General features: G+C 51.0%; 20 protein-coding genes. 12 read left to right on the top strand and 8 right to left on the bottom strand.

Annotated elements, in window-relative coordinates; genetic code table 11:
* The first annotated feature begins 76 nt into the window (after window positions 1–76).
* The 4 genes from ACEW81_RS11620 to ACEW81_RS11605 all read left to right on the top strand — a co-directional run bounded on the left by ACEW81_RS11620 (window position 77) and on the right by ACEW81_RS11605 (window position 2,247).
* Window positions 77–481 carry a hypothetical protein gene (locus ACEW81_RS11620; RefSeq protein WP_373533154.1) on the top strand — a complete coding sequence of 135 codons (405 nt, stop codon included), beginning with the start codon at window positions 77–79 and terminating at the stop codon, window positions 479–481.
* A 129-nt stretch (window positions 482–610) separates the two neighbouring features.
* Complete coding sequence (locus tag ACEW81_RS11615; protein WP_373533153.1) at window positions 611–1,546, top strand: branched-chain amino acid transaminase; 936 nt, start codon at window positions 611–613, stop codon at window positions 1,544–1,546.
* Between the two features lie 109 nt (window positions 1,547–1,655).
* Entirely contained in the window at window positions 1,656–2,003 is a 348-nt protein-coding gene (locus ACEW81_RS11610; RefSeq protein ID WP_373533152.1) for a hypothetical protein, read from the top strand.
* A gap of 121 nt (window positions 2,004–2,124) precedes the next feature.
* Window positions 2,125–2,247 carry a hypothetical protein gene (locus tag ACEW81_RS11605; RefSeq protein ID WP_373533151.1) on the top strand — a complete coding sequence of 41 codons (123 nt, stop codon included), beginning with the start codon at window positions 2,125–2,127 and terminating at the stop codon, window positions 2,245–2,247.
* Between the two features lie 98 nt (window positions 2,248–2,345).
* Here the strand turns inward: ACEW81_RS11605 and ACEW81_RS11600 are convergent, their stop codons facing one another.
* Both ACEW81_RS11600 and era read right to left on the bottom strand, forming a co-directional pair.
* The gene (locus ACEW81_RS11600; protein WP_373533150.1) at window positions 2,346–3,209 is read right to left on the bottom strand and encodes an LmeA family phospholipid-binding protein; all 864 of its coding nucleotides are present in this window, start codon (window positions 3,207–3,209) and stop codon (window positions 2,346–2,348) included.
* 181 nt (window positions 3,210–3,390) lie between these two features.
* Window positions 3,391–4,302 carry a GTPase Era gene (era, locus tag ACEW81_RS11595; RefSeq protein ID WP_373533149.1) on the bottom strand — a complete coding sequence of 304 codons (912 nt, stop codon included), beginning with the start codon at window positions 4,300–4,302 and terminating at the stop codon, window positions 3,391–3,393.
* A gap of 150 nt (window positions 4,303–4,452) precedes the next feature.
* Here era and ACEW81_RS11590 point away from each other — a divergent pair, with 150 nt between their 5' ends.
* The 4 genes from ACEW81_RS11590 (at window position 4,453) to ACEW81_RS11575 (ending at window position 7,887) form a co-directional block, all read left to right on the top strand.
* Window positions 4,453–4,926: a hypothetical protein gene (locus tag ACEW81_RS11590; RefSeq protein ID WP_373533148.1), complete on the top strand. Its 474-nt coding sequence runs from the start codon at window positions 4,453–4,455 to the stop codon at window positions 4,924–4,926.
* A gap of 192 nt (window positions 4,927–5,118) precedes the next feature.
* On the top strand, window positions 5,119–5,661 hold the full coding sequence (locus tag ACEW81_RS11585; RefSeq protein ID WP_373533147.1) for a hypothetical protein: 543 nt from the start codon (window positions 5,119–5,121) through the stop codon (window positions 5,659–5,661).
* Entirely contained in the window at window positions 5,658–7,199 is a 1,542-nt protein-coding gene (locus ACEW81_RS11580) for an FAD-dependent oxidoreductase (protein ID WP_373533146.1), read from the top strand. Before ACEW81_RS11585 ends, ACEW81_RS11580 begins: the two co-directional genes overlap by 4 nt.
* Window positions 7,200–7,323: 124 nt before the next feature.
* Window positions 7,324–7,887, top strand: a complete 564-nt coding sequence (locus tag ACEW81_RS11575) for a hypothetical protein (RefSeq protein ID WP_373533145.1) — start codon at window positions 7,324–7,326, stop codon at window positions 7,885–7,887.
* On the opposite strand, the gene panD is transcribed toward ACEW81_RS11575, so the two are convergent.
* Both panD and ACEW81_RS11565 read right to left on the bottom strand, forming a co-directional pair.
* Entirely contained in the window at window positions 7,859–8,236 is a 378-nt protein-coding gene (panD, locus tag ACEW81_RS11570; protein ID WP_373533144.1) for an aspartate 1-decarboxylase, read from the bottom strand. The two genes, ACEW81_RS11575 and panD, sit on opposite strands and share 29 nt — an antisense overlap.
* A gap of 46 nt (window positions 8,237–8,282) precedes the next feature.
* Window positions 8,283–8,405, bottom strand: coding sequence for a hypothetical protein (locus tag ACEW81_RS11565; protein WP_373533143.1), 123 nt, complete (start codon window positions 8,403–8,405; stop codon window positions 8,283–8,285).
* A 21-nt stretch (window positions 8,406–8,426) separates the two neighbouring features.
* Between ACEW81_RS11565 and ACEW81_RS11560 the strand changes: the two genes are divergently transcribed.
* From ACEW81_RS11560 to ACEW81_RS11545, 4 genes are read left to right on the top strand one after another with little or no spacing between them, the layout of a single operon-like run.
* Window positions 8,427–8,918 (top strand): YlqD family protein, encoded by a 492-nt coding sequence (locus tag ACEW81_RS11560; protein ID WP_373533142.1) that lies wholly within the window; start codon window positions 8,427–8,429, stop codon window positions 8,916–8,918.
* On the top strand, window positions 8,919–9,482 hold the full coding sequence (gene rimM / locus ACEW81_RS11555; protein WP_373533141.1) for a ribosome maturation factor RimM: 564 nt from the start codon (window positions 8,919–8,921) through the stop codon (window positions 9,480–9,482).
* 9 nt (window positions 9,483–9,491) lie between these two features.
* Window positions 9,492–10,169 carry a tRNA (guanosine(37)-N1)-methyltransferase TrmD gene (gene trmD, locus ACEW81_RS11550; protein WP_373533140.1) on the top strand — a complete coding sequence of 226 codons (678 nt, stop codon included), beginning with the start codon at window positions 9,492–9,494 and terminating at the stop codon, window positions 10,167–10,169.
* 31 nt (window positions 10,170–10,200) lie between these two features.
* Entirely contained in the window at window positions 10,201–11,115 is a 915-nt protein-coding gene (locus ACEW81_RS11545; protein ID WP_373533139.1) for a hypothetical protein, read from the top strand.
* A gap of 28 nt (window positions 11,116–11,143) precedes the next feature.
* Here the strand turns inward: ACEW81_RS11545 and ACEW81_RS11540 are convergent, their stop codons facing one another.
* The 4 genes from ACEW81_RS11540 to ACEW81_RS11525 form a co-directional block, all read right to left on the bottom strand.
* On the bottom strand, window positions 11,144–11,359 hold the full coding sequence (locus ACEW81_RS11540) for a flagellar FlbD family protein (protein ID WP_373533138.1): 216 nt from the start codon (window positions 11,357–11,359) through the stop codon (window positions 11,144–11,146).
* Window positions 11,356–14,031, bottom strand: coding sequence for an ATP-dependent chaperone ClpB (clpB, locus tag ACEW81_RS11535; RefSeq protein WP_373533137.1), 2,676 nt, complete (start codon window positions 14,029–14,031; stop codon window positions 11,356–11,358). The genes ACEW81_RS11540 and clpB overlap by 4 nt, the downstream gene beginning before the upstream one ends.
* A gap of 165 nt (window positions 14,032–14,196) precedes the next feature.
* Entirely contained in the window at window positions 14,197–15,681 is a 1,485-nt protein-coding gene (locus ACEW81_RS11530) for an HD domain-containing protein (RefSeq protein ID WP_373533136.1), read from the bottom strand.
* A 132-nt stretch (window positions 15,682–15,813) separates the two neighbouring features.
* Window positions 15,814–16,302: a hypothetical protein gene (locus ACEW81_RS11525; protein ID WP_373533135.1), complete on the bottom strand. Its 489-nt coding sequence runs from the start codon at window positions 16,300–16,302 to the stop codon at window positions 15,814–15,816.
* Between the last annotated feature and the right edge of the window lie 88 nt (window positions 16,303–16,390).

Here is a 16,390-nt window from a genome sequence, read left to right as displayed (position 1 = left end):
TTACAGAACTTTTGAAAATGCCTTTCGTTCATTTTTTGAGTCAAAAAATAATAAATTCGATTGGGGACACTACGGTATGAGTCGTTTGATTGAGCCACTCAATGAACCCGATATCGTGATATCCGATACGCTGGGTCCTGCTATACGGCGCATGGTTGAGGCGGCTAAAAGCTACGATACGGTTATTCTGCTGTATGAGGATGATTTTAGCGATAACATTCTGGCCTCCTGGGCCGAACTGGACCGGCTGGATCTAAGAACCCGGGTGGTTGGCATTGTGAGTGGGGGCCTTCAGGTTCATTCCTTTGGCATGCCCGCCTTTTCTCCGGGTTCTGTCATTGAAATTCACCTGCGGGAAGTGGGCCATAACGGCAACCAGTACCATCCACCCAAAGCGGCTTATAAAAGTTTGTTGAATGAGGTTTGCCTGATTTCAGTGAAACAGTATGAGTGCCAAAATAGCAGCCTGATGCTGCAGTAACCTTTGTTTGATATTTCAATCCCTCCTGCTGAGTCAGCCTGTTTCCTTTGTGGTATTTTGAAAGTGAATAACAGTCCCCGCCAATCCTAATCTCTATATGTAGTTCTGCAAACAGGAAACAACCGCACTATGAACGATATTGCCTATTTTGAAGGCCAGTTTATTCCGACCGAAAAGGCCAATCTCGGCATCAAAAACCACTCTTTTTTGTACGGCACCTCCCTGTTTGAAGGCATTCGTGGGTACTGGCTCCCGGAAACCGGACAGGTTTCCATTTTTCGTATGCAAGAGCATTACGATCGCATTTTGGCCAACAGCCGCATTTTCTTTATGACCCCGGATGCCTCGCTGGAACAACTGATGTCCATGACCAGCGAACTGGCCCAGCGCAACGGACACCAGCAGGATTTTTATATCCGCTTTACCCTGTACAAGTCGGGTGTTAGCATTGGCCCCTTTCTGGATAAGGTTAAAACCGATTTTTGCGCCTGGACCCATCCCCTGGGCGATTACGTGAATACCCGTGATGGCCTGCATGTGATGGTATCCGCCTGGCGACGGGTGGATGACAATGCCATTCCGCCAGCGGCCAAAGCCGGTGGGGCGTATATGAATACCGCCATTATGATTACGGATGCCAAGCGCAAAGGCTTTGATGAGGTCATTTCCCTCACCAATGAAGGCCATGTTTCTGAAGGCAGCGCCATGAACGTGTTTTTGGTGCGTAAGGGCAAATTGGTAACCCCGCCCCCTACCGAGAATATTCTAGAAGGCGTCACCCGTGACAGCATTATTACGTTGGCCCGTGAAGAGTTGGGGCTAGAAGTTGAAGAGCGCATTGTGGATCGCACCGAACTGTACCGGGCCGAAGAGATCTTTTTTACCGGCACCGCCGCTCAGGTGGCTCCGGTCACCATGGTTGAGCATCGGGCAGTGGGCGATGGCAAAATCGGCCCCATTACACAACGGGTGCAAGATCTTTACTTTGATGTGGTTCGTAACAAGGTGCCCAAATACAGCCACTGGTGCACCTTGGTGGACATTAAAAGCCCGTCGCTCAAGTAGTCTTTTACTTTAATTTTGCCTTTGCCTTGTAAGCGGCATGCAACTTTTAAGATGCTGGCGCGTCATTACTCATGAATGCTAACTTATCTTCAAACACGAGCCATTGATCATGAACGCCCATAAGTTAACAGCGCTGTTTTTAGCCGTGTCCGCATGGCTGGTATCGCTGTGCTTGTTCATGCCCCCTTCTCATGCTTGTTGCCCACCGGGACGTCATGAGGCTCAAAAACAGCTTCCCGCTTGCTGCGTGGTCAATCCGGTTACGGTCACTCAACCCGATCAAACCGGCTTTACAGGCCCTTTGCCCAATATGGGATGGGTTTCTAGCAGCGGGCTTGGCTTTGACTATCAAGCGCTGTTGGCCGAGCAGCCAGCTTTAATGCAATCCAGAACGGATCTGGCATTTCGGCCCGATCAGTCTAAACGGTATCTGGAACTGGGTGTGCTTCTGACTTAAACAACAGGGGTCTTTCTCCGGTAGAGGAAAGAGCCCGGTGTCGTGTTTTCGGCGTGTTGACGCTGAAAGTGCCTACCCCCATTTTTAGTTGTTTATTGAATAAATTCAGGAGTCAAATATTATGAAAACTTTATTGAGCATATTGGTCGTATTGGCAACCGTACTAGGTGGCGCTGCTGCCTTTGCCGCCAGTGGATGCTGCCCCGGCCCTTGCTGCGGCGCAACCGCTGAATGCTGCCAATAGCGGCTAGTTAAGGCCTGAAAAAAGCCCCCGTCCGCTTCGGTGGACGGGGGCTTTTTATAAACAGACCGCAATAGCGCGAACACTATTGATAAGTGCGCTTAGGCGCCAAACTTTAATTTGGTCAGCTGGGCATGCCCGTCAATAATCAGCGTTTTACCGCTAATTTTCATGCTGTCGGCGGTAATCACCATGCTGTTTTTGCCCAGTCGTTTAAAATCAATCAGCTCATTGATTTTGGCCTGAAAAGATTGAGCCACATCCAGCGGCAACTCCAAATCGGTGCCGCCAGAGGCGATATGCATATCCTGAATGCTGAGCTGACCGGCCTGAATGGCCAATTTACCATCCATCTGCAAGGGAACCGTCAAGCCCTGTGCCACCACGCTGGTCACATTCAGCTTGATTTTATTGCCCCCCACCAGGCTAAAGCTGGGGTTGGAAAAGGTTACCAGCCGGATGCCACCGGTTTGCTTTTGCACAGCCTTTTCCACGACATGTAGGGTTTTGGGGTTGGCCAAAAAACGGTTGATGCCCGCTTCCGAGATAACCAGATTCACCTGAGCGTTAACTGGCTGAGAAAGCACAAAGGCTCTGTTGTTCAGCAGTTGCATGGTGTCAAATGAAAAGGCCGGGGCCGTCAGGGCCAATTTATCAACCAGCAAATTGTCAAAGTCGCCCGCCAAAATATCCGCTTTTAACCCTTGCAGGGTTCCATTTCTAAAGTCAATGCCAGAGCCGGTGAGGGTCACCCGACCCACCGAATAATCGGAAAAGCGGCCTTTCAGGATATCCAGAGAAATGGACTGGGCGCTGCTATCGGGTAAATCCAGCGCCATCACCCCTCCCGCCTTGATGGCTGGGGCCACGCTGTGTTGAGTCGGCGTATTCTGGGCGACCGCCCATGGCAAGGCCAGCACACTGATTGAAACAGCCGTGAGCAACCGTTTTTTTGAAAAAATCATAGGGCGGGGTTCCTTATGGATTCCTGAGGATTGAAGTATCAGGGAGAGGTCAAAATGAGTGGGTCCAAAATTTAACTGGAGCCAATATAATATTTTAACGCAAATGGGCCAATCACCCCAAACCTGTGATCCGCTGATTGAACTTATGTTCATGCAAAGCCGCATATCGCTGGCTTGGCTATTACTTTTGTTCCGGCGGCGCCAGCCCCAGTGATTTCAGGAAAACCCGGTCCTTACGCCAGTTTTCCTTTATCTTTACGTTCAAAGCCAGATGCACCTTTTGCTCCAGCAGTTTTTCAATTTCATAGCGGGCCTGAATACCGATTTCCTTAATCATGCTACCGGCTTGCCCAATGAGGATGCCCTTTTGAGACTTTTGATCCACGTACAAGGTGGCCTCAATATGGGTAATCTCGGGGTTATCCTCGTTAAAGCTTTCAATGCCAATGGCCACGCTATGCGGAATCTCTTCACGGGTATTCAGAAGCACTTTTTCCCGGATGATCTCGGCGGTAATTTCCCGCAAGCGCTGATCGGTCACCGCGTCTTCCGGGTAATAAGCGGGGCCTTCCGGCAGTTTGCGGATGGCGGTTTCAATCAGCTCGCTGAGGTTTTTCCCGGTTTTGGCCGAAACGCTAAGCGCTTTGGCCTTGGGGTACCCTGTAAACAAATCGTTATAAGCCTTGCGATGGGCCAGCAACTGCACTGGCTTATTTTTTAGAATGTCGCTTTTATTCAGCACCAGCAGTACGAATTTGCCGGTTGCCTTGATTTGAGCGGCCACCCATTCATCCCCTTTGCCCGGTGGCACTGAGACATCCACCACCATCAAAAAGGCGTCCGCCTCAGACAAGGCGGCCAGACTTTCATCCGTCAGGAAGGTACCCAGCTTGTCCAGCGGCTTGGAGAAACCGGGGGTGTCCAGAAAAATAACCTGCCCTTTTTCGTTACTGACAACGCCTTTGATGCGATGGCGGGTGGTTTGTGGCACTGGGCTGGTGATGGCGATTTTTTGCCCCACCAGACGGTTTAACAGGGTGGATTTACCAACGTTGGGACGACCCAACAGGGCGACGAAGCCGGAACGATACATTCAAAAAAGTCCTGAAATTGTGGGGCAAGGGCGGAAAATTGATGCAAGCTGATTAAAAAACGACCAATATTGGCACATAGATAGCAGCATTAAAAGAGTGGTTTTTTATTATACCCCTAACATAAGTGCGATTCCAAAGGAGTGATTGGTTTGTTCCGACCGTCTTATTCGGCTGTAAATCGCCAGAACCACAAGTCCTCCGATGGATTTTGGGTGAGCTTGTCTCGTCATGCCTTTTTGCTGTTTTATTTTACGCTGTTGCCTGTTTTAACTTCCGTACTGCTGAGCTGGGCGGTTTATTTATTCACCCGAAATAGCCTGTTTCACGAAGTCTGGATGGCGCCAGCCCTGATGGGACTGAGTGTTTTTGTGGCAGGGGTGTTAATTCGCCAGAAAATGGAAGATGATTTAGCGGGCATGGGGGCTTTTATAGTGGCCATTTTGGCCCTGATTCTGTTTGCGGCCCTTACCTATCAGGATATTCAGGCCATTGGCGGGGTCTATTCACGCTTTATGCCCCGTTATTTGAACGAGGATCTGGCCAGTTATATCTATGCGCTGCCTGCCGTGGGCATTGTGGGCATGCTGGCCTACAAGCAATTCACTTTAAAGCACTACAGTTAATTGCCGCTTTTGGCGATGCCCTTTGACGGACGCCGTTTGATCCATCCCATTTGATAAGATTCGTTTTTTCAATGGTGGGTCTCTGGTTATCTCGTTCTGCTGGCATAAATGAAAGGGAGCGATGCGGGATGTCGTGGCGGTGGGTATTGGGTATAATATGGAGTAAATACAGTTTGCGGAATGAAGGTGTGGATGATGGAACGGGTGAATTATACGGATTTTGAAGGCGGCTTTAACATGGTGGTGCTGGAAGAGAGCTTTGTGCTGAACCTGAAAACCACCATGAGCTATGTGGATTTCCAGTTAGAACTGGCCATTAATGAAAATTATCCGCTCTACACCCCACCGGAAGCCCCTCAAAGCGTTGAACCGCTTGAGGATGAGGATTCTGACGGTGAAGCCCCGGAAGGGTTTGATATGTCTAAAGAAGGCGAAGCCGAATCGTCTCAGTTCAGCTTTCGACGAGGCCGCCTGTTTTTTCCCAATATGGAGCAGGTCAAATGGCAAAGCCGCATTCAGCCCTACATCGATCCTCGCACCGGCAGCGTGGATTACGGCTCCATCGACTACTTTTACAAGCAGGAAAACACCTACTTTTTAGCGGGCTACTGGGGAGAGCTGGAAGTGGTCAGCGGGCCACCCTTGCTTGAAATAGACGAGCTTAAAAATCAGCCCCGCCCTCAGCCCAACGCCGCTTCCCAACCAGCGGAAGAGACTGAAGCGACCTCTGGATGATGGAACCGCATCCTTGTCAGGTTTTGGTGATGGGTGATGAAGTTGAAAGCATCCTCACCGCTATTTCCGCAAGTCAGACCGGGGCGAAAACCGTTTTGGCCCGCCGCAGTTCAGGACGGCTGGGGGGGCTTTCAGTTCGGGGTGGCTTGTCTTATATGGACATCACCCCCGAGTATTTATGCGGGTTGTTTAAAACCTTTCTAGATCGCTGCGGGTTCATTCGGGTGGCCCTCAATCCCGATAAAGCGGATCAGGTTTTGCGGGACATGCTACAAGAAGCCCAGGTGGAAGTCCTCAGCGGGGTTGAAGCGCAGCTGACGCTGGATGGTGAAGGTTTTCCCAGACAGGTGGTTTTAACCGCCCCCAATCAAAGCGTGCGCTTAACCCCGCAAGTGGTAATAGATGCCACCCCGGATGCGGATGTGGCCCGATCGCTCGGGCTTGCTTATATTCAAGGCTTGGGGGGGATTTTGGGTGAGGATCAAGATTTTCTGGGGATTTCACCCGTTTTTCGAATTACCGGGGTGTTGGTGGCCGAATTTCAGGCCTTTGAAGCCCAACTACGCAAAAACCCATTGTTGCCCCAAATCCTAAAGGAAGCCTTACCCTACCACCCCTCCGCTTTGCGGGAGGAATTGATAGATCGACCCACCTATGCCCCAGAAGGGCAGGATTATCTGGATATTCTGAATCCGGTGATTGGCATTGATTATCACTGTTGGCGGCATGGCTCTGCCCGTACTTATGCGGACGCCGATATTTTGATTGATGGCGGCAATGTCTCCCGTTTGGCCGATGGCAGTTTGGGGTTTAACGGACTGGTGGCCCAGGCCAACGCGCTGAATCTGGGCTTTGATCATCTGGTTGGGCTGTCTCAGGATGGCCCTACCCCCGAGGTTTTGTATGCTGAAATGCGTGAATTTGAGCGCTATCTGCGGGAAGTGGGTGGCTTTCAGGCCGCTTGTGTCATTCCGCCAGAATCGTTGTACGTGCGTCAAACCGCCACCCTGATGGCCCGAGAAAACATGACGGCCCGCAAAGCCATTGAGGGTGGGGTGCCTCCTGAAAAATCAATTGGTACTTTCTCTTACTGGCTGGATCTTCGGGGTACTCAGCTCTGGAAGCTTTATCCGGGGGAGCATTTGCCCAAACCCGTTTTTAACGTGGGTTTGGATGTGGTCCTGCCTTATGTCTCCCCGCATGCCCCCTGCGTTCAAAACTTTGCCTTTGTGAGTCGCTCGGCGGGTTACTCTCCCATTGGGCAGGGCGCTGGGCGTATTGTGCAACACAACGCCTTACTGGGTGAAGGGGTGGGCATCGCTGCCGCTTTGGCCATTCGCCACCAAAAACCGTTGGCGGATATTGTAGATAGCGCCGTGCCAGAGATTCAAACGATTTTGAAACAACGCTTGAATGGCCCCTTGCTGCTGGAAGGTCGACCCACCTGGTCGTTAACCGAAATAGAAAGTAGTGTGCTGCTGAAACGTGATGCCGCTATTGTGGAAGCCTTTAAGAATCCGGGGATGCCGGTTGTTTAATTTTAATATTTTATATATACTCAAACCCGTCAATTTTTAGCGCCAACTGGGTTTAACAGTAATACTTTATCTTGGTTTCATATCGTTTATTTTTTATTTTTGCTTTTTCAAGCAGGAGCATGCCATGTTGTATTTTCCGTCGCATTCTTCTTATCGCGCTGATACGCCTCAAAAATTTAGCCGCACCTTTCCTGATATTGATCGCAAGTTTGAGCAAGTGGCCCTTGATATTAAGGAAACCCGGCACGCCATCCCCCAAAAGCACCCTCAGCAACTGGAAGGCCAGTTAGACAAACTGGAACTTCATATGCGAGAACTCCACCCCAAAGTAACGGAAATAACCGAAGAGGTGCCGTTACCCCCGGATTTCAAAACCTTGTTAAGCGATGAGACCCATGGCCTCACCGATCAATTGGAGAGCTTGACCCAGACCTTGCCCAGCGATCGCTTACGCAAAAAATCGGCAGGTTTAGCGGAAATTCAAAAAATGTTTCAAGCCTTGATGGATTTTGAATTTAAAAATGGCTCGGCTAAAAATCCTGAAAAGAAAGATGGGAGCAGTTTTGATCGATTTTTTCGTAATCAGGCCAATCAGCACGCCCAATTAGTTCAGGCCAATCAGTTTAAAATAACAGGGCTTAAAAAGCTGAATACCAAAATTAAACCGGAAGCAGGGCTGGCTTATTAGCCGATGGCCGGTTATCCCGGTCTACAAAAACCAGTTTGGGCTTCCACTCTGGCCCTTGGGCATGATCAATGGCGCTGTAGGAGGCGATAATAATTAAATCGCCGGTGCTGGCCTTGTGGGCAGCGGCTCCGTTTACCTGAATAATGCCGGTATGGGGTTCTCCCACAATGGCGTAAGTGGTAAAACGCTCGCCATTGGTGATGTTGTAGATATCAATCTGTTGATATTCCACCAGACCAGCCAAATCCATCAAGTGCTTGTCAATGGTCAGGCTGCCTTCGTAATGCAGCTGGGCATCAGTAACCGTGGCACGATGAATTTTGGAGTACAGAACTGTAATTTGAGTCATAACAAAATGCCTTTTGTTGGGCGGATGCAGTGAAGGAGGAGGGATCTTATTCAAAACCAGTTATTACTACCGGGTATTTTCGCACAGTGGAAATGCGACAGCAACCGTAAGCAGGCATGGTGGTTTCAAGCACATTCACGTTGGCTTCTGATAGAATGGACTCATTCATTGGATTAAAGGTTCCCACCGCATGATGCAATCCACAGTAGACAAAGCAATGGACACATTAACTGAGGCCGCCCCTATGACTTCCAACCATAGCATTCAACTCAAGCGCCAAATTACCGTAAAAACCAAGGTGACCGACAATTTTAGAGTTCGGGCCAAAAGTGAACTGGATAATGAGTTAAAACTGATTGACACCCAGTCACAACAGCTGGAAGCCCAGTTTCAATACTCTTTGCAACAATTGGAAAAAATGGCCCACCAGGGTCAAAATGTGCAGGGCCAGTTGCAGCAACTCAATCAGGAAGCCCAGCAAAAGCGCAGCCAAATGGCTTCCTTGAAAATGCAAATCTCTTCCGAGCTTGGCAATTTGGACAAAATTGAAAACGGACAGTTCATTGTAACCGGCATGCTGGAAAATACCGTGGAGCTACGCCTTGGCGATAACTTGTATGACCACCTGCAAAACGCTGAAATTCTGGTGGAAGATGGCGTGATTACCGCCATTAACGGCTAAATGAACGAGCGACTGGTTAGAATCGGCAAAATCGTGGGCTGTCACGGGGTTCGTGGCGATCTGAAGGTGCGACCGGCTTCTGATGATCCGGCCTGGGCCAAGCCCCGGCAAAAGTTAACCCTCAAGCACGTTAAAACCGGAGAGCATCAGCACTTCACCATCAAAACCGCCCGAGAACAGGGCCCCTTAATCATTATTGGGTTTGAGGGCGTGCCAGATCGCAATGCCGTGGAACCTCTGGTGGGCAGCACCCTGTTTGCGGACATCGCCGAATTACCCCTCCCAAAGGCGGATGAGTTCTGGGTGGATGACCTGATTGGGCTGAACGTGGTGGACGCTGAAAACGGTCGTAAGCGAGGCGTGATCAAAGATCTGCTTTCTTCCACCGGCTCTGATTTTCTGGAAATTCAGATTGAGGAAACCGAGCAAACTGTGGTGATTCCCTTTATCGATCGCTTTTTCCCAAAAGTGGATTTGGAAAATAGGACGGTGACCATTGACTTGCTGAGCGACTTTCTGGAGATGTCTACAGCGCCGGTGACTGCCGAACGGCTGGAACAGTAGCCATTCCCCATGAAATTCAGCATTCTGACCTTATTTCCGGAAATTATTGACGCCTACGCCTCTGCCAGCATTATGGGACGGGCCTGCAAGCAGGGCGTTATTGAGGTGAAAGCCATTAACTTCCGGGATTTCACCACCGATCCGCACCGCAAGGTGGATGATTCTCCCTTTGGGGGTGGCAGTGGCATGGTTTTAACTTGCCAGCCGCTGGAAAGCGCCTTTGAGAGCTTATTGCCCTTACAACAGCCCGCTCGGGTGCTGATGACAACCCCCACCGGGCGACGTTTTGATCATGCCTTCGCCCTGGAACTGTCTGAGGCCCAGCAACTGGTGATTTTTTGCGGGCATTATGAAGGGTTTGATGAACGGATTAAAGGATTGATTCCCCAGATTGAAGAGGTTTCCATTGGCGATTATGTGCTGACCGGGGGAGAACTTCCCGCCCTCAGCATGATGGATGCCATCACCCGCCTGCTTCCGGGGGCCGTTCAAAAATTCACTTCGGTGCAAGCGGATTCTTTTTATGACGGGTTGCTGGATCACCCTCACTATACACGCCCTGCGGAATACAAAGGGCTAAAAGTGCCCGATGTGTTGCTGAGCGGGAACCATGCGGCCATTCAACAATGGCGCAAGGCCCAATCCGAGGAACGCACCCGCCGCCTTCGCCCGGACTTATTGTCATAATGGCCTAGCCTAAACGGGAGGGCGGATTACCATGTTTCCAGTCACCCCTTTAACCAACCCGTTGGTTGAAAACACCGACGCCTCGTTTCTGATTGATACCATTCACCCCGGAGCGCCTTTGCTGATTAGCTTTGGCTTTGTGGACTGGCAGGCTCGTCCGGCCTTTGATTTTTACGGTCGGGTAAAAAAGCTGGAAGCCACCACCCAGCGCCCCCTGAACCGGGTGTTGGTTCGGGATTGCAGCAACGGGTGGTACCATCGTGAAATCCCCGGCCTGGGCCAGCATGTGGATGCCGTGGCCGAGAGCCTGGGCCAGGTCATTGCCATGATTCAGCCCAGTGTGGTGATCACCATTGGGCAATCCATGGGCGGCTATGCGGCCATTTTATTTGGTATTTTGCTGAACGTGGATCGCATTCTTTCGTTTGGGCCGCTGTCTTTTCTTACTGTGGCGCAAGCCCTGACCTATCATGATCGGCGCTGGCTGAGTGTGATGCTGGACTTACAGGAGAACCCGCCCCCGGTTCAATATCTGGATTTACCGACGCTGTTCCGGGAGCGTCATTGTCAGTCGGATTTGCGGATTTTCTTTGGCACTCAGCCCAATGCCGGGGCCACAGAATCGGTCAATCTGGATGTCCTGCATGCCTTTCGTTATGCGGCGCTGCCGCAATGCCAGTTATTCCCTTACCCCCACTCCGGGCATGCCGTGGTGCAGCATTTAATTGATCAAGGCCAAATGGACCGGGTGCTGGCCCAGCATATTCTAGATCTTGATCTGCCGGAATCCCCCGCAGAGCTGGTGTTATCCGAAACTTGGGTCAGCTGGGTTGAGGACAACCTGCGGCTTGGGGGCAATCCCGTGGAATTGATCCAGATTTTGAAACAACACGGGTTTACCGAAGCGGAAGGCCAGTCGGTTGTGCAGCGTTTTAAGGCGCCCTAGGTTCTTTTATTTTTAGACTCTAAGCGTTTTATAAAGGCGCTGTTGGCTTGATTTCCGGCAATTCGCTGACAATGCGGCGCTTGAAGGCTACAAAGCGATCGATCAGATCCGCCGGTGATTCCCGTACCATCAGCTTTTCTCCGCTGGTGAGGGTAATCACGGTATCCGGGGTGGCCTCCAGGGTTAAAATCATGTCCGGGTTCAAAAAATAAATACTGCCGTTCAGACGAGATACTTCAATCACTGGCTGGCTGCTCCCGCTTTTTGAGTGGGTTGTGGGGCGGTTTTTTGAGTGAATACCAGCTTGTCATGATCGGTGTCTGCTACCACCTCCACAAAATCACCATCCTTGAACCTGCCCTCCAGTAATTGCGTGGCCAGCGGGTTTTCCAGGTACTTGCGAATCACCCGCTTTAAAGGCCTAGCCCCATAAATGGGATCGTACCCCAGCCGCCCCAGATAATCCTTGGCCTCTTCGCTCAGGGTCATCTCAATATTGCGGCTGGCCAGCAGTTTACGCAAACGCCCCAGTTGAATATCCACAATCTGGCGCAAATCTTCCGGCTTCAGGGCCTCAAAAAACACAATGTCATCCAGCCGATTGATAAACTCGGGGCGAAAACTGGCCCGCACCTCTTCCATCACCCGTTCTCGCAATTCTTCATCGTTGTCAGGCTGCCCCAAACTGCCTTTCAGGCGTGCTTCCAGAATAATGGGGCTGCCAATATTGCTGGTGAGAATAATCACCGTATTGCGAAAGTCCACGGTGCGCCCTTTGCTGTCTGTCAATCGGCCTTCATCCATCACTTGCAGCAGTACATTAAACACATCGGGGTGGGCTTTTTCAATTTCATCAAACAAAACCACCGAATAAGGCTTGCGGCGTACCGCTTCGGTCAGTTGTCCACCCTCATCGTAGCCCACATATCCGGGAGGCGCCCCAATCAGGCGAGCCACGGCGTGTTTTTCCATGTACTCGCTCATATCAATTCGCACTACGGCGTTTTCATCGTTAAACAGATACTCGGCCAAGGCCTTGGTTAATTCGGTTTTGCCCACCCCGGTTGGCCCTAAAAACATAAAGCTGCCAATGGGGCGACTTTCATCCTTCAAGCCTGCCCTCGCCCGACGTACCGCCTCCGACACAATTTGCACCGCCTGGGCCTGACCCACAATGCGCTTTTGCAAAAACGATTCCATTTTCAGCAGTTTTTCCACCTCCCCTTCCATCAATTTGGAAATGGGAATACCCGTCCAGCGGCTGATGATTTCGGCAATGTCCTCTTCATCAATTTCTTCCTTCAGCATGGGTTTGCCATTGCCGTTGCCTTTTCGGCTGCCCGTCAGGCGCACTTCCTCTCCCACCAATTGGGTTTGCAATTCCCGCAGGCGGCCATATTTCAATTCAGCGGCCTTGGCCAAATCGGTTTCCCGCTCGGCCCGTTCAATTTCCACTTTGGTTTGCTCAATGGCCTCTTTAATGCGCTGGGTGGCGTTAATGTCTTCTTTTTCCGCTTTCCAGGCGGTTTCAAAGCTGTCTTTTTGCTGACGCAATCCGGCAATCTCTTGCTCCAGTTTACTCAATCGGTCGCGAGAGGCCTCATCCTGTTCCTTCTTCAGCGCTTCGGCCTCAATTTCCAGCTGCATGAGGTGACGGGAAATTTCATCCAGTTCCTGAGGCAAGCTGTCAATTTCCATACGCACTTTAGAGGCCGATTCATCAATTAAATCAATGGCCTTGTCCGGCAAAAACCGATCGCTGATATAACGGGCCGACAGGGTGGCGGCGGCAATAATGGCGGAATCCTTGATTCTGACCCCATGATGGACTTCATAGCGTTCTTTCAGGCCCCGCAAAATGCTAATGGTGTCTTCCACGGTAGGTTCATTCACCATAACGGGTTGAAAACGGCGCTCCAGCGCGGCGTCTTTCTCAATGTACTTGCGGTATTCATTAATGGTGGTGGCACCAATGCAATGCAGCTCCCCTCGGGCCAGCATGGGCTTTAACAGGTTGCTGGCGTCCATGGCCCCTTCGGTGGCTCCGGCCCCCACCACGGTGTGCAATTCATCAATAAACAAAATAATCTCACCTTCCGCAGACTGAACTTCCTTCAGCACGGATTTCAGGCGCTCTTCAAATTCCCCCCGAAACTTGGCCCCGGCAATCAAGGCCCCCATATCCAGGGTAATCAGCTTGCGGTTTTTCAGGCTTTCCGGCACATCCCCGTTAATGATGCGTAAGGCCAGCCCTTCCACAATGGCGGTTTTACCCACCCCCGGCTCTCCAATCAGCACCGGATTGTTCTTGGTGCGCCGACTGAGTACCTGAATGACCCGCCGAATTTCTTCCTGTCTGCCAATGACCGGGTCCAGCTTGCCGGATCGGGCCACTTCGGTTAAGTCTTTGCCGTATTTTTCCAACGCCTCGTAATTGCCTTCCGCGTTGGGAGAATCCACTTTGCGCCCCCCCCGAATCTCTTTAAGAATGGCGTAAATGTTATTTTTGCTGATATTCGCTTTTCGCAGCACCTCGGAAACCTCACCGCCGGTTTCCACCATGGCCAGCAAAATATGCTCGGTGCTCACGTAGGAATCCTTAAGCCGATTGGCCTCACCTGTGGCCTCCTCCAACAGTTTGTTCAACCGGGGGGTGACAAACACCTGACCGGACTCTAGAGAATGAATGGTGGCCCGTGGACGCTTGGCCAGCAGGGCTTCCAGTTCCAGCCTCATGGCTTTGGTTTCCACATTCAGCTTGCTTAAAATTTTGGCAATTAGCCCTTTTTCAGTTTCAATCAGGGCCAGCAATAAATGCTCGGCATCCAGCTGATTCTGTTCAAAGCGTTTCAGCACGGTTTGGGCATCCACAAACGCATCTTGCGCCTGGGTGGTCAGCTTGTCCATATTGATCATCGGATCCGTGGTCCCCTATCTCAATAATTATCGGTCGTTACCCGGTGGAAACAGGTATTTCCAACTGGATTTTTGACCGGTGCTATTTTCAGTATTATCAACGTTTAATCACCCAATCCCCCCAAATATTTAGGATGATTTAATGTTTTTTCAAACCGCAAATCATTATAACCAACCTTCGTTCTCCAGTTGATCCTCCTCATCGGGCAAAGGCGGAATGGGCAGGTGATGCTCCAGCGCTTCGGTCAGCACCTTCATGGCATCCCGGTCCCACACAAACAGCAAATGCTTCAGGTTGGCCTTGGGCTTAACCGATAGCGAAAAAGAGGACACTTCCCGCAAATCCACCACGTTGCCCCGAGTGGTGCGAATCCAGATGGGTTCCCGGTAATCGGGCGGCTGGTACATGGGCTTGGAATGTACAATGGTTTCCTCAAAGCAAAATTCCATGGGCAGGCCCCGTTTTTGATAATGGGCTTTCAGGGCTTCATAAACCGGTTCCAGCTCCTGAACGGAGGCCCCGCCAAAACCATACTTGGCCAAGTCCACAAATTTGAGTAAATTATGGCGCAGCATGCGGTTAGCCAAATCACTGAGCAGTTTATCTTCGCTGCTGCTGGCCCATTGGTTAATTTTTTCCCACAGGTAACAGTCATCCATGCGCAGGTACTGGTCAGTGGTCAGCGATTTGCCGTCGGTCATCAGCTGGTAGAGTTCATCGGCGGGGGCCCCGGTGGATATCCCTTGCTGACGCGCCCACTGAAAGCGCTGCAATACTTTTTTCAACAAGGCTTCAGACGCTTTATCCAGTGAGTGCAAGGCCATTTTATAAGCCTGATGGCGACCAAACAGGTAATGCTCAATGGCGGGCACCGCTTCTTCCCGCACCGCTACCACCTCTTTGCCATTGGGCAGTTTGGTAATTTCCAGGTTGGCGATAATGCGAGCCGCCTCAATGCGCCCGTACTGAACCCCCAAAAAGTGGCTGTCTCGCTGCAAATAATCCAGCCGATCCATATCCAGCTGGCTGGACACCAGTTGGGCCAGAAAGTGCTTGGGCGCTCCATCGCCCATAAAATTCAGCATGGCCTCAGGCAAATCGGCGCCAAAGCGCTTCCAGATTCGGTGGAGTTCCTTGTCCTCGGTCAGAATTTTTCGGTTCCAGTGCTTGTCGTGCAGCAAGCCCTGGGCTTCCAGCCCCAGAATATCCTCCAGGGTGTGAGACAATGGGGCATGGCCAATGTCATGCACCAGAATGCCCAGCAACAGCAATCGGCTGAGTGGAATGTTGGTGGTTCCGTAATGACTGTCCAGCAAGGCTTTGCCATGAGGGGAGCGGTTCAGCTGATCCAGGGCCTGCATCATTAAAGAGGCGGAACCAATGCTATGCACAAACCGGGAATGGGTGGCCCCCGGAAATACAAATTCAGCCAGCCCCATTTGCTTCACCCGCCGAAGCCGCTGAAAGGCTTTGCTGTTCATTACATTGAGCAGCAGGTTTTGGGAAGGATCGTTGCGGTCAAACTGAATCAACCCATGAATGGGGTCGGCCACGCTGGTACGACGATACGAACGCCGTCCCTCTTCTACGGCCAGTCTCTCTTTTTCATCCGATTTCCCCGCCAAATCACGAGTTACTGGATCGCTCATCAAAACCCTCATCCCTAAAGCGCAAACATCACGTTATCCCCACCCTCTATTATGCTGCTTTTCCCCAGTCTTGACCATCCCATTGCCGCATATTTGGCATGGGTTGGCCCAAAAACGCCTTGAGATAATGAATTATTGGCCAGAACGGGTGAACCCGAATTTTCGGGGCTGCTCTTTCACAGGCTGGCTTTTTCTGAGCAAATTGATTTGCTCCTGACGCCGACGCTCTGCCTCTTCTTCCTTTTGAATGGATTGCAGGTATTTGACCTCAACCCCCGCTTTATTGGCGGTATCCTCGCTACAGGTGACGCAGAAACGCCCTTTTCGCTGAATTTCCCGAATGGTTTCCCCGCACCCTTGGCAAGGGGTTTTCAGAAACATCACCCCGGTGGTCAGTTTCCCGTCCAGATAGTAGCGTTCAATCTCCTCAGCCGGGATGTCGAGTTCGGCGGAAAGCTCCTGTAAGCTAATCCCGCCATCGTTGGCGCTTTTTTGCAACCGTCGATAAAGCTGGGTCACTTGTTCTTCTTCCAGTCGCACGCAAGCGGAGCAATTCACACTGGTGGTGACTTTTTGAAAAATGGAGTTGCACCGTTTACAGTTAAGTACCACACCAGCCATATGGAATTCCTCAGTTGCTACCTGGACTTGAAGGGAAAGCTTTTCGCTTTATAGTTTGTATTTAAATAATATCGATTTGTTTCCACAA

The organism is Vampirovibrio sp., assembly GCF_041737375.1.
Taxonomy (GTDB): domain Bacteria; phylum Cyanobacteriota; class Vampirovibrionia; order Vampirovibrionales; family Vampirovibrionaceae; genus Vampirovibrio.
The sequence above is the reverse complement of the archived record's forward strand: the minus strand, read 5'-3'. Positions and strand labels throughout refer to the sequence as shown.